Origin of the sequence: Amorphus sp. 3PC139-8 (assembly GCF_040750475.1) — a bacterium.
GTDB lineage: Bacteria > Pseudomonadota > Alphaproteobacteria > Rhizobiales > Amorphaceae > Amorphus.
The window spans coordinates 78,159-90,976 of the sequence record NZ_JABJVY010000016.1 but is presented as its reverse complement, the minus strand read 5'-3'; the positions used below and the strand labels follow the sequence as shown (position 1 = coordinate 90,976).

Genomic DNA, 12,818 nt, shown 5'->3' with positions numbered 1-12,818 from the left:
CGATGGACCAGCGACCCCACCGAAATCCCGCGCTTCCGCCACGCCGGCCGACGACGCCGCCGATCCTGCGCAGCCGGTTCGCCCTTGGACTGACCGCGGCTGCGGCGTCGGGACGGTTCGCGCTTCAAGAGTGTCTGGACTGCGGGGCGATCCAATATCCCCCGCGCGAGGCCTGTCATTGCTGCCTGTCGGACCGGCTGGAATGGCGCCCGCGCGACGGCGCCGGCACGCTTCTCGCCGTCACCTGCGTCCGCAAGCCCTACGAGACCTATTTCCGCGAGCGCGCGCCTTGGCGCACCGGGATCGTCCGGCTCGACTGCGGGGTCAGCGTCGTCGCCTATCTGCACGGGCGCTGCGCCGAACCGCCCGCCCGGGTCCGCGTACGCGCCTGTCTCGACAGGGCCGGCCGCGCCGTGCTCGCGGCCCTTCCCGATAAGGATGTGACCGATATGACCGACGATCCACTGATGCGGGAATTCTCCAACTCGCCCAAGGGCCGCCACGTGCTGGTAACCGACGGCACCTCGGAGATCGGCCAAGCGATGGCGATCGCAGCGGCGGAGGCCGGTGCCGAGACGGTGTGGGTCGGCGCCAGCGAGCGCTGGAAAGCCGCGCCCGGCTTCGAGGCGCTCTCGACCATCCCGCAGGTGACGCTGCTCCCTCTCGACGTGACCGACACCCAATCGGTCGACACGCTGGCGGGCCAGATCGGCGGCAAGGTCGATATTCTGTTCAACACCGCCGAATTCCACCGCACCCACTCCGCCCTGTCGCGACGCGGCGTGGAGACGGCGCGCGTGGAGATGGAGGTGAACTATTTCGGGCTGCTGCGGCTTGCCCAGGCCTTCGGCCCGGCCATGAGCGCGCGCGCCGCGGAAGTGCCCACCAATGCGGTCGCCTGGGTCAATGTCCTCTCCGTGTTCGCACTCGCCAACTATCCAAGCCAGGGCACCTTCTCCGCCTCCAAGGCGGCAGCCCTGTCGCTGGCGCAATGCCTCAGGGCGGAGTTCAGGCCGGCCGGCTTGCGGGTTTTGAACGTCTTTCCCGGCCCCGTCGACGAAGCCTGGAACCAGACCGAGCTGCCGCCGAAGATCGCACCGCGCCGGCTCGCCGCCGACGTCGTTCGCGCGTTGGAAGACGGCCTTGAGGACTTGTTCCCGGACCCGGTCGCGCGCGACTGGTACGAGCGCTGGCGCGCCGACCCGAAGGTGCTGGAACTGGAGCTGACGGCATGACGACGTCGACCCTTGGATCCCTCGCCGCCCTCGTCGCCGATCTCGCCGAAGGCAATGTCGAGGTCGTCGACCTGACCCAAACGCTTGCCCCGGACATGCCGCGGATCTCTCTGCCGCCGGAATTCGGCCAGGCCGCGCCGTTCCGGATGGAGGAAATCTCGCGCTACGACGAGCGCGGCGCCTCGTGGTACTGGAACAACTTCTCCTGCGGCGAGCATACCGGCACCCATTTCGACGCACCGATCCATTGGGTGTCAGGCCGCAACCTGCCGGACAACACCACGGACACCATCCCGCCGCGGAGTTTCGTCGGCCCGGCCTGTGTCATCAACTGCAGCCTGGAGGCCGAACAGGACCCCGACTTCCTGCTGACCGTCGATTTCGTGACCGACTGGGAAGCGACCTATGGGCGGATTCCACCCAGAGCCTGGGTGCTGATGCGCACCGACTGGGGGAAGCGCACCGACCCGGCCGAATTCCAGAACTACGATGAGGCCGGCCAGCACTCGCCGGGGCCGAACCCGGACTGCGTGCGCTTTCTGATCGAGGAGCGCGACGTCCTTGGCTTTGGCACCGAGACGATCGGCACCGACGCGGGGCAAGCCGCGCATCTCAGGCCGCCCTATCCGTGCCATTTCTACATGCACGGCGCGAACCGCTACGGGTTGCAGTGCCTGACCAATCTCGACCGCCTGCCACCGCAAGGCGCCGTGCTGATCTGCCCGCCGCTAAAAATCCGCAAGGGGAGCGGCAGCCCCTTGCGGGTTCTCGCGTTGGCCCCTCGGACTTGACGCGCTTCTAGGCGGACGCGTGGATCTCGCGGCCCGCGATCGAAGACCTTTGCCCTGGGGCCCGCGGATCGGCGTCCCCTCACGGTCAAGTTGCGTTCGCTCAATGTCAAAACGCATGCGCAGTGCTCGGATAGCGATCGCGGGAGCATAGCTCCTCGATCATCGCAGAAATCCGAGCGATGCCGATGCGGTCGAGACCTATGGCGACAAGCGGTTCTCGGAACATTGTCTGACGGGCATGTGCCGGCCTTGTCCAGGCCGACTTTCACAAGGGTGGAGGTTCAGATGAGCGAAAGTGAGAAGGACGTTCCGATCAAATCCGAGCAGACGGCGCCAGAGACCAAGCCGTCACCGCCGAGCGCGTGGGAGCCGTTTGAAAGCCTGCGCCGCGAGATTGAGAATGTGTTCGACACCTTCGGCACCGGATTTTGGCGGCGCTCGGCGCGGGCCCCTCTTTCGGCGGAGCGCACTTGGCTTCCGCAGATGGCGTTTCCGGTGTCCCCGGCCGTCGACGTCACCGAAAAGGACGCAGCCTTCGAAATCACCGTGGAACTGCCGGGGCTCGACGAAAAGGACGTCGATGTCAGCGTCGCCAATGGCGTCCTGACCATCAAGGGCGAAAAGAAGGAAGAAAAAGAGGAAAAGCAAAAAGACTACTATCTAAGCGAACGGCGCTATGGCTCGTTCCAAAGGTCCTTCCCACTGCCCGAGGGTGTCGACAGCGACAAGATCGAGGCCGTCTTCAAGAAGGGGCTCCTATCGGTCACGCTTCCGAAGACGCCCGAGGCGCAGAACAACAAGCGTAAGATCGACGTCAAATCGGCGTAGGCAGCCGAAACGTTTGGCCGACGAGACCGGGACTTAGGAGCGCGCTTGACGGGGAAGGCCGCCCGACGGCGGTTCTCGCCGACCAGCCGCTCCCGGTGATCACCCGCACCAGCCAACAAAGTATCCAGACACCTCAGAGCTCGTGATATTTCCCTCCAGCATTCATCGACCACCCATCGGGGCCGCATGGGGCGAAGCTGGAGACTATTGGCTATGGCCGTAAGACGGGGCGTCGCCGCGCTCGCCGCCGCCGTAGCGCGAGGGTGGAGGCTTCTTGTCTTCGCCACCTACCTTCTGCTCTGGTCGAAGGTGTTCAAAGGCCATCACTTTCTCGAGCCGGTCGAGGCCGCGCTCCTGCACGCCAAGGGCGTCCGCCACTTGCCGCCAGAGCTCGATGTCGACGGTCCGGACGGACCCGACCCCGCCTGGACGCAGGGTTTCGCGGCCATTCATGCCGCCCTCTTCCTCAATCTTCGCAATCCAGACACCCTCTCCTCTGTCCGCTATGCCCGGCCGGCGCCTTCGTTTCGTGCGGTCTATCTTTGGGATTCCGCCTTTATCGCCCAGATCTGGAAGGGTTGGGACCCGGAGGTTGCCTTCGACGTGCTTCGCTCGGTCGTGATGTTGCGGGAGGGCGACCGGCTGCAGCATTTCGTCAGCGATCTCTCCGGCTCACCCTTTACCCAGCCGCCGCTCATTGCCTGGTCCCTGGCCGAGCTATTGCGCACCGTCCCGCCGGAGCAGTCCCGCGCCTGGGCCCGCGTCCTCTACCCACCGCTGAAGGCCTATCATGACTGGCTCATGGCGAACCGGCGTCTGGACAACGGCCTGTTCGCCTGGGCCCACCCTTACGAATCCGGCGTAGAGAACGCGCCGCGCTTTTCCTCCCGCGACGAAAGCCGGCTCGCCGACACCTGTCGCCTCGCCGCTCCCGACTTCTCCGCCTACATGGTGTTAAAGTCGGAAGCGCTTGCCCACCTCGCGCGCCTCATCGGCGACGATGCTGCCGCCGAAACCTTCGAGGCAGAGGCATGCGCGCTCGCCGAGCGCATGAACGCACTGCTTTGGGACGAGGCGGAGGGCCTCTATTTCGACCGGGACACGGACACCGGCGCTTTCGTGAAAAGCCGCACCATTGCCTCGCTCCTGCCGCTCTGGGCCGGGATTCCCGACCGGCCTCGAGCGGAACGCCTGGTCGCGCACATCGTCGATCCGAACGCCTTCAACACCGTCATTCCATTGCCCTCCGTCGCCCTGAACGACCGCGACTTCGAAAAGGACATGTGGCGCGGCCCGGTGTGGCTGAACACGGCCTATGCCGTGCTTGCCGGGCTCACCCGCTACGGCTTTCATGCCGAAGCGGCAGATCTCGCCTTCCGCCTCTGCAACGGGGTCTACCAGACCTTCGCCCGCACCGGCCGCTTCCATGAGTTCTACGATCCCGAGCAGCACGGCGTGGACGCCCTTGCCCGCAAGCGCGGCAATCTTTGGAAGCGCCTGACCCTCGGCGGACTGCCGGTGACGGAATTTGTCGGCTGGTCCGGCCTCGTGAACACGCTCGTGCTCGACACCCTGATCGGGTTGGAACGCACGGAACGGGAACTGGCGATCACACCTCGCTTCCCACCGCATGCCGAAGGGCGCCGGTTCTCGCTACGCCTCCCCGCACCTGACCTGCGCCTGACGCTCAGGATCGGGCCGGAGGGCGCAGTCAGAGGCACCCTCGTGGACGGAGAGACGGAGACAACGTTTGCCGCCGCATTCGGCGAACGGGTCGCGATCGTGACGACGAGCCCGGACCAACGGCGATCGGCATGAAGTTCTGCGACCTCACCATCGCCTACAACGAGACCAGCGGCGGGATCCGCACCTTCGTCGATGCCAAACGCCGCTTTCTTCTCGAACGGACCGACCACTGCCACCTCCTGATCGTGCCGGGTGCCCGCGACGCAACGGAGGAGACCGCGCGAACCACCACGGTGACACTCGAAAGCCCGCTCTTGCCGGGCCAGGACACCTACCGTGCCTTCGTCCGTCCCGACCGCATCATGGCGGCGCTTAAGGCCCATGCCCCGGACATCGTCGAACTCGCAAGCCCCTATCTGGAGTCATGGGCCGCGTTCGCCTATCGCGACCAGCGACGAAGAGCGGGCAGCCCCAGCCTGGTCGGCGCCTATTTCCACACCGACGTGGCGGACGCCTATGTCGGCGCCCCCTTGCGCGCGGCGATGCACGATTGGTTCGACGAGGTGAGCGAAACGCTGAGCACCCTGGGCGAGCGCTTCGCCGACATCGCGGAGACCGGCGCTGAGCATTATATCGGCTCGGTCTTCCAGCATGCCGATCTGGCGATGGCCGCCTCCGACGCCCAAGCCGCACGGCTCCGCGAGTATGACGTGCAAGACGTGGAGATCGTCCCGCTCGGCGTCGATATCGATCTGTTCCGCCCCGATCGGCGCAACCTGGAGCTGCGCACGCGCCACGGGGCCGGACCGGACGATCTGGTCCTGGTCTATGCCGGACGGCTTTCCGCAGAGAAGCACGTCTCGACCCTGATCCGCGCACTCGACCACCTGCCAGCACAGCGCAAGATCTGGCTATGGATGATGGGGCACGGGCCGTTGCGCGACCGGCTTGCCGAGACGGCACGCGATCATCCTCGCCTTAGGCTGCTTTCGTTCGTCGTCGATCGAACCCGTTTCGCCGAGTTGCTCGCCTCGGCGGACATCTACGTGACCGCCGGCCCGCACGAGACGTTCGGACTGTCGGTGTTGGAGGCGCAAGCCTCCGGATTGCCGGTGGTCGGCGTCGAAGCCGGCGCGCTCTTGGAGCGCGTGCCGCCGGAGCTCGGCCGTCTCGGCCCGGTGGACGATGCCGCAGCGATGGCGGGCAACATCCTCGCCATCGCCACCGAGCGCGAGACGATCGGCAGCCGCGCGCGCCGCCATGTCGAGAGCGGTTTCACCTGGGAGCACACTTTCCGTCGCTGGCTCGCCGCCTATCGGCGCAAAAGTGTCAATGGACGGTGGCCATGAGCGAGATCACGGCGCGGCTTGTCCCTCACGGACACGTCAGACCACCGTGGTCAGCCACAACGCAATCGCCGGAAAGCTGATCAGAAGCGCAAGGCGGCACAGGTCCGCCATCAGGAAGGGCAGCACGCCACGGAAGATCGCGCCGATCGGCACTTCGCTGCCTAAGACGCCCTTCAGGACGAACACATTCATCCCGATCGGCGGCGTGATCATGCCGATCTCGATCAGGCTCAGCGTGACGACGCCCCACCAGATCAGGTTTCCATCCATTTGCAGGATGATCGGGATCACGAACGGAACGGTGATCACCAGCGCGGCCACCGTGTCGAACACGCTGCCGAGGACCAGATACATCGCCACCAGCAGGACCAGCACCAGCCAGTGCGGCAGCGTGTCCGGGTTGATCGTACCCAAAATGGCCGCAGGGGCGCCCGACAAATTCAAAAACGAACCGAACGCGCCGGCGCCGATCAGGATCAGGTAGAGCGCGCCGCTGTTGGTCACGGCGTCGCGCGTTGCATCCATCAGCCCGCGCGCGGTGGCTTTGCCCGACGCCAGCCAGAACAGGAAGGCGAGGCCGGCACCGACGGCCGCAGCCTCCTGGACCGTGAAGATGCCGCCGTAGAGCCCGCCGAGCACGGTCAAGAACAGCGCCATGGGCCGCCACGCCTTCGCCGCCACCCGCCCCGGCGCAAGCCGATCGGCATCGCTGGCCGCAGGCACCTGGCGCGGGACCAGCCGGGTCGACACGATGATGGCCGCCACATAGAGCAGAGTCGCCAGTACGCCCGGCAGGATCGCCGCCACGAAGGCTTCCGAGATCGATTGCTCCGCAATCACGCAATAGATGATCAGCACGACGGACGGCGGCACCAGCGCGCCCAGTGTACCGCCCGCCGCGATCGAGCCGGTCGACAGCCCCATGGCGTAGCCGCGGGCTCGCATCTCGCCATAGGCGGCCCGGCCAATCGTTGCGGTGGTCGCCAGCGAGGAGCCTGAAATCGCGCCAAACCCTGCGCAACCGATGACCGCAGCGACCGCGTGTCCGCCGCGCAACCGGCCGAACAGGGAGCTCGCCGCCTCGAAGATATCGTCTGCAAATCCCGCCGAGATCGCGAGATTGCCCATCAGGAGGAACAGCGGCAACGCAGCGAGGTCGGCATTCGCCAAGGAACTCGTCAGGCTGTTGGTGACGATCAGGCTCGCCGAGTTCACGCCGAGCAGGGCATAGCTTCCGACGAAACCGACCGTCGTCAACGCGATGCCGAGTGGCACCTTGGCGAGCGCCATCAGGTAAAGCATGGCGAAGCCGAGGCCGAGCTTCTGCAGCGGCCCGAGCTCGCCGTGGAGCGTGATCAGGAAGGCGCCGAGCCCTGCACAAGCCGCCACGAGCAGGGCCGGCGCAAGCATGTCCGACACGCGGGCCGAGGCGGGAGCGCGCACGAACGCCGCCGCGTCGATCACCGCGACGCGTGCCGCCGCCACGAAGCTGACGGCCATCAGGGCGGCGATGGCATACCAGAACGGGCCGATCGGCAGGCCCAGCACGAGCGTGGTCTCGCCATAGGCAAGCTTCGCCGAGGCATAGCTCCACGTGAGCCAGACGAAACCGGCAAACACCGCCGCGGTGAGAAGGCTCGCGAGCGCCCTGAGCCCGACCGGCCTGCCCAGCAGACTACCGCCCAGCTCCAGCGCGACATGAGCCCGCCTGTCGGTCGCGTAGGCGAAGGACAGGGCCATAATGGCGGCGAAAGCGAGTTCCGAAAGCTCGAACAGGCCGGTAATCGGCCGCGACACCAACCATCGCAGCGTGACGTCCAAGGTGATCGTCAGCGCCACGATCAGCAACGCCCCGCCGGCAACGTAACCGGCGGCAGCCGGGATCAGGCGAACAAGGCCGGCAAATCCTTGTCCGCCCGATGCACGGTGCGCAACGGAGCGTTCCTGCGGCACAGGGGCGGGACCGACGCTAGACACCGCGGTTCGCGCGGGCCTTATGCCCGTCATTCGCGCACATCAATGGGATGCGCGATAGGACGATACCGCCTCACTATAGGTATCGACGACCGCCTGGCCGTTTTCGTTGTTGGCGATCCAATCCGCGATCACGCCGTCTGCCGCCGCCTGCCATTCAGCGTTTTCCGCTTCCGTGGGCTCCAGCATGCGGTGGCCTTCGGTGGCGGCCACCTCGTCTCGCGTGGCAGCGCTCTTTTTCGCCAGCCGGCTTCCCCAGAACTCGGCAAAGGCAGCCGGCGGATTGGCCTCGAAAGCCGCTTTGGCCGCATCCGGAAGCTGATCGTAACGCGCCGGATTCATCGCCAGATACATGGCCGGCGCACCCATCGCCAAATCGAGATGGGTCTTGGTCACATCGATGAGGCGGAATCCTTCCAACGAGAACCAATCGGCCACGGCCCCGTCGACGATGTGCTTGGAGAGACTTTCGGCAACCGAGGTGATGGGCATACCGACCGGCGTGGCGCCGATCTCCTTAAGCATCGCCGATAGGACCCGCCCCGCGGCCCGCACCTTGGCCCCCTGAAAGGCATCCAATCCATCGACCAGCTCGGCATGATGGAGCCGGCCGACATCGGTGGTACCCACGCCGAGCACCTTCACGCCGTCGAACCCGTCCAGCATATCGGCGTCCAAGAGGGCGGCCATTCCCGCCGAGCCTTCGGCCGGGTTCTGCGTCAGGATCGGCAGCTCGGACACGCCGGCGGCGTTGAAGCGTCCGGGATTGTAGGCCGTGATGCTCCAGCCGATGTCGATGAGGCCGGCCTTGACCGCATCGATTACTTCCTGCGGCTTCGCAGCCGAACCGCCCGACAGAAATTCGATCTTCACCGTGCCGTCGCTTGCCTCCTCGATCTGTTCGAACCAAGGCACGAAGATATCGGTGTTGAGGAAGGATGTCGGGCCGACGAAGGTGCCGAAGCGAAGCGTGGTCGGCTCGGCAATGGCGGGCTGCGCCAGCATGCCAACGGCCGCGGCCGCTCCCACCATGGCCAGCGCAGCGCGACGAGTGATGCCGTTCAATTCCGCCATTTTTGTTTCCTCCTTGAGCTGACCGATCCCACGGCCGCTTTTCTGGAAGGATTTTGTAAATCGGCCGGCGGCGCAAATTCGGATTTGCGACTGTTCTCTTGGTGAACATACCTTCGCCGGTCGGTTGAGCACCTGTATCGCTAGAGAACCTGTTCTCTTGGCGAACACTTCAGCCGTGCCCGGTTGCCGCTAAGCCTGCGCCTTTCCATCCTCTCCCGCAATTCTGCGGTGCCATCCACGCCGCTGCCAAAGACGCGTCGGCAGGCACAAACGACCAGCAGCCGGCAGAAGGAGGGAGAACGCCACCATGATCGTGGGATCGGTCTGCATTTCCCACAGCCCGCTGATTGAGACCAACCGCGCCCAGCCACGCGTCGAAGAGCGTTTCGGCGCGGCCTTGGACAAGGCGGCCGGCTTCGTCGCCCAGCTTGAGCCGGAGCTTACCGTTCTCTTCTATCCCGACCATCTCAACGGCTTTTTCTACAATCTCCTGCCGTCCTTTTGCATCGGAATCGAAGGTCGTTCCATCGGCGACTATGGCACACGCGCCGGCGCGTTGGAGATCCCGCAGGAGCGGGCGATGGAGATGGCCCGGTCGGTGTTGGAGCAAGGTGTCGACGCGGCCATCTCCTATCGTATGGAGGTGGATCATGGGGCGGCCCAGCCGATGGAGCTTCTGTCGGCAAGACACGACATTTCTCGCGTCATCCCGGTTTTCATCAATTGTGCGGCCGAACCCCGTCCGACATTCGCGCGGGTGCGGGCCCTGGGCCGCGCCGTCGGCAACTGGGCGCGGGCGACGCCGGAACGTGTCCTCATCGTCGGGTCCGGCGGCTTGTCTCACGATCCGCCGATGCCCTCGCTCGCGACCGCCACGCCGGAGATCCGCGCCCGCCTGATCGACGGCGGCGAACTCGATGCCGAGCAGCGCGCCGCGCGCGAAACCCGTGCGGCGGAGGAAGGCCGCGCGATGGCGGCCGGCACCTCGCCCCTGCTCCCGCTCGATCCAAGCTGGGATCGCATGCTCCTGGACGCCTTCCTGACGCGCAATCTCGACGTCCTGGATTCCTCGCCGGACGAGGAGATCACCGGCACCGGCGGAAGGGGCGGTCACGAGATTCGCACCTGGTTCGCCGCGCTCGCCGCACTCGGCGACGGCTACCGGGCGGAGGAGCTGTTCTACGAGCCCATCAGCGAGTGGATCGCCGGGATGGGCATGATCCGCGCCACGGCCGCCTGAAACCGGGCGTTCGAAATGCTCATAAAACAACAAGAGGAGATGGAGATGACGTGGCACCACCAGTCAATCTGGTCGGACCTGACGAACGTGCCTTTTTGCCAGGGCTTCCTGGACGCTGGTGGGATCAAGACGCGCTATCTGTCTTCGGGAACGCCGGACAAGCCGCTTCTCATCCTGATCCACGGCACCGGAGGCCACGCGGAGGCCTATAGCCGGAACCTGGCGGCCCACGGCGAGCATTTCTGGACCTTTGCCATCGACCTCGTCGGGCACGGCTGGTCGGACAAGCCGGACATCGCCTACGAGATCGAGGACTACGGAACCCATCTCCGCAACGTCATCAAAGCGCTCGGCCGCGAGCACGCGCACGTTTCCGGCGAGTCGCTCGGTGGCTGGGTGGCCGCCTGGCTCGCCATTCGCCATCCTGAGATGGTCGACCGGCTGGTGCTCAATACGTCGGGCGGCTGGACCGCCCATCCAAACGTCATGGAGCAGATCAAGCGTCTGTCGCGCGAGGCGGTGCAGGATCCGAACCCCGAACGGATCCGCGCGCGGCTGGAATTCCTCATGTGCGACAAGTCGATGGTCAACGACGACCTGGTCGAAACCCGACGCGCAATCTACGCCCAGCCCGGCTTCGCGGAGGCCATGGAGCGCATTCTCTGCCTGCAGGAAATGGACATCCGCCGCCGCAACATGATCACGGACGCGGAAAGCCAATCGATCAAGGCGCCGACGCTGGTGCTATGGACCAGCCACGACCCGACGGCGACCCCGGAAGAAGGCAAGAAGATCTCAGAAAAAATCCCCGGCGCGCACTACGTCGTGATGAACGAATGCGGACATTGGCCGCAATTCGAGGATCCGGAGACCTTCAATCGAATCCACCTCGACTTTTTGCTGGGCGCTTGAATGACCGCAAACGTCGAACGAATCGCAGAAAGCCTTTTCGAGGCGCGCACCCATCTCAAGCAGGTCGCCCCGCCCCGCGAGACGATGGGGCTTACGACCGTCGCCGAGGCACAGGCGGTCCAGGACCGCAACACCGAGCGCTGGCTCAGCGCTGGCCGGCGGATGGTCGGACGCAAGATCGGCCTCACCTCGAAAGCCGTTCAGGCACAGATCGGGGTAAACGAGCCGGACTATGGCGTGCTGTGGGCCGACTATGGCTTCAGCGGCGGCGACGCGGTGCCGATCTCGCGCTTCATGCAGCCGCGAGCGGAGGCGGAAGTCGCCTTCGTAATGGAGCGTGCCGTGAGCGATCCGCAAGCGTCGATGACCGATCTCATGCGGTCCGTCGCCTATGCCCTGCCCGCTTTGGAGATCGTCGACAGCGCCGTTGCGAATTGGGACATCCGGCTTGTCGACACCATCGCCGACAACGCGTCGGGCGGCGGTTTTGCACTCGGAACCAGCCCACGTCGCATCACGGACGTCGACCTGCGGCTGGGCGGAGCCATCCTGTCGCGGAACGGAGTAGCGGAATCCCTGGGCGTTGGGGCGGCCTGCCTTGGCCACCCCTTGGCGGCGACGCTTTGGCTTGCACGCAAGATGGCGACCCTCGGCCGCCCGTTGGACGAAGGCGACATCGTCCTGTCCGGCGCGCTCGGGCCCATGATCCCGGTCGCGGCCGGGGACGTTTTCTCCATCGAGATCCAAGGCTTCGAGCCTTTTCAGATTGCCTTCGGCGAAGGAGCGCAGGACCAATGAAGCAGAAGGTCGCCATCATCGGATCCGGGAACATCGGAACCGACCTGATGCTGAAGATCGTCAACGGATCGGACCGGCTCGAGGTCGCCGCGATGGTCGGCATCGATCCGGACTCCGACGGCCTCAAGCGGGCCGCTGCGCTCGGAATCGCCACCACCCATGAAGGCCTCGACGGGCTGAGGCGGCTGCCGAGCTATCCCGAGATCGCCATCGTGATGGATGCAACGTCGGCCAAGGCGCATGAGGCCCACCATCCCGTGCTGGTGGCCGACGGCAAGCATGTGATCGATCTGACGCCGGCGGCGATCGGCCCCTACATCGTCCCGGCGGTGGACATCTCCGACCACGGCGAGGCCGCTGCGGTCAACATGGTGACCTGTGGCGGCCAGGCGACAGTGCCGATGGTCTACGCCGTGCGCCGTGCGGTCGACCGCCTGATCTATGGCGAGATCGTAGCGTCCGTCTCCTCGCGTTCAGCCGGCCCCGGCACGCGCGCCAACATCGACGAGTTCACCCAGACCACCGCGCGCGCGATCGAGGTGGTTGGCGGGGCCGAGCGCGGCAAGGCCATCATCATCCTCAACCCCGCCGAGCCGCCCATGATCATGCGCGACAGCATCTTTACGCTGTCGCAGGGTGGCGACGAGGGGCGGATCCGCGCCTCTGTGGCCGACATGATCGAGCGGGTTCAGGACTACGTCCCCGGCTACCGCCTGAAACAGGACGTCCAGTTCGAACGGATCGGCGACAACGCACCGGTCCGGATTTCCGGGATCGGCGAGGTCTCCGGGCTGAAGACGTCGATCTTTCTCGAGGTGGAGGGGGCGGGCGACTATTTCCCGGCCTATGCCGGCAATCTCGACATCATGACCTCGTCGGCGAAGGCCGTCGCCGAGCATTGGGCCGCGGGCCGCGCGGGTTAGGAGAAATT

Annotated in this window: 11 protein-coding genes; 9 read left to right on the top strand and 2 right to left on the bottom strand. The window is 65.7% G+C overall.

The window, feature by feature from the left end:
- The first annotated feature begins 2 nt into the window (after nucleotides 1-2).
- The 5 genes from HNS03_RS15650 to HNS03_RS15630 all read left to right on the top strand — a co-directional run bounded on the left by HNS03_RS15650 (nucleotide 3) and on the right by HNS03_RS15630 (nucleotide 5,889).
- On the top strand, nucleotides 3-1,235 hold the full coding sequence (locus tag HNS03_RS15650; protein ID WP_367196555.1) for an SDR family NAD(P)-dependent oxidoreductase: 1,233 nt from the start codon (nucleotides 3-5) through the stop codon (nucleotides 1,233-1,235).
- Nucleotides 1,232-2,026, top strand: a complete 795-nt coding sequence (locus HNS03_RS15645) for a cyclase family protein (RefSeq protein ID WP_367196554.1) — start codon at nucleotides 1,232-1,234, stop codon at nucleotides 2,024-2,026. The genes HNS03_RS15650 and HNS03_RS15645 overlap by 4 nt, the downstream gene beginning before the upstream one ends.
- Nucleotides 2,027-2,311: 285 nt before the next feature.
- Nucleotides 2,312-2,854, top strand: a complete 543-nt coding sequence (locus HNS03_RS15640; RefSeq protein ID WP_367196552.1) for an Hsp20/alpha crystallin family protein — start codon at nucleotides 2,312-2,314, stop codon at nucleotides 2,852-2,854.
- 213 nt (nucleotides 2,855-3,067) lie between these two features.
- Nucleotides 3,068-4,672: a trehalase family glycosidase gene (locus HNS03_RS15635; protein ID WP_367196551.1), complete on the top strand. Its 1,605-nt coding sequence runs from the start codon at nucleotides 3,068-3,070 to the stop codon at nucleotides 4,670-4,672.
- Entirely contained in the window at nucleotides 4,669-5,889 is a 1,221-nt protein-coding gene (locus HNS03_RS15630; RefSeq protein WP_367196549.1) for a glycosyltransferase, read from the top strand. Before HNS03_RS15635 ends, HNS03_RS15630 begins: the two co-directional genes overlap by 4 nt.
- A gap of 36 nt (nucleotides 5,890-5,925) precedes the next feature.
- On the opposite strand, the gene HNS03_RS15625 is transcribed toward HNS03_RS15630, so the two are convergent.
- Entirely contained in the window at nucleotides 5,926-7,866 is a 1,941-nt protein-coding gene (locus HNS03_RS15625; RefSeq protein ID WP_367196548.1) for a TRAP transporter large permease subunit, read from the bottom strand.
- A 39-nt stretch (nucleotides 7,867-7,905) separates the two neighbouring features.
- Nucleotides 7,906-8,937 (bottom strand): TRAP transporter substrate-binding protein, encoded by a 1,032-nt coding sequence (locus HNS03_RS15620; RefSeq protein WP_367196547.1) that lies wholly within the window; start codon nucleotides 8,935-8,937, stop codon nucleotides 7,906-7,908.
- Nucleotides 8,938-9,244: 307 nt separating this feature from the next.
- On the opposite strand from HNS03_RS15620, the gene HNS03_RS15615 reads away from it, so the two are divergent.
- The 4 genes from HNS03_RS15615 to HNS03_RS15600 are packed head-to-tail and all read left to right on the top strand — an operon-like array spanning nucleotide 9,245 to nucleotide 12,810.
- On the top strand, nucleotides 9,245-10,177 hold the full coding sequence (locus HNS03_RS15615) for a 3-carboxyethylcatechol 2,3-dioxygenase (protein ID WP_367196546.1): 933 nt from the start codon (nucleotides 9,245-9,247) through the stop codon (nucleotides 10,175-10,177).
- Nucleotides 10,178-10,222: 45 nt separating this feature from the next.
- A complete protein-coding gene (locus HNS03_RS15610; RefSeq protein ID WP_367196544.1) occupies nucleotides 10,223-11,089 on the top strand; it encodes an alpha/beta fold hydrolase in 867 nt (288 codons plus the stop codon).
- Complete coding sequence (locus tag HNS03_RS15605) at nucleotides 11,090-11,887, top strand: 2-keto-4-pentenoate hydratase (RefSeq protein ID WP_367196543.1); 798 nt, start codon at nucleotides 11,090-11,092, stop codon at nucleotides 11,885-11,887. It abuts the gene before it with no gap.
- A complete protein-coding gene (locus HNS03_RS15600) occupies nucleotides 11,884-12,810 on the top strand; it encodes an acetaldehyde dehydrogenase (acetylating) (protein WP_367196541.1) in 927 nt (308 codons plus the stop codon). Before HNS03_RS15605 ends, HNS03_RS15600 begins: the two co-directional genes overlap by 4 nt.
- Nucleotides 12,811-12,818 lie beyond the last annotated feature (8 nt).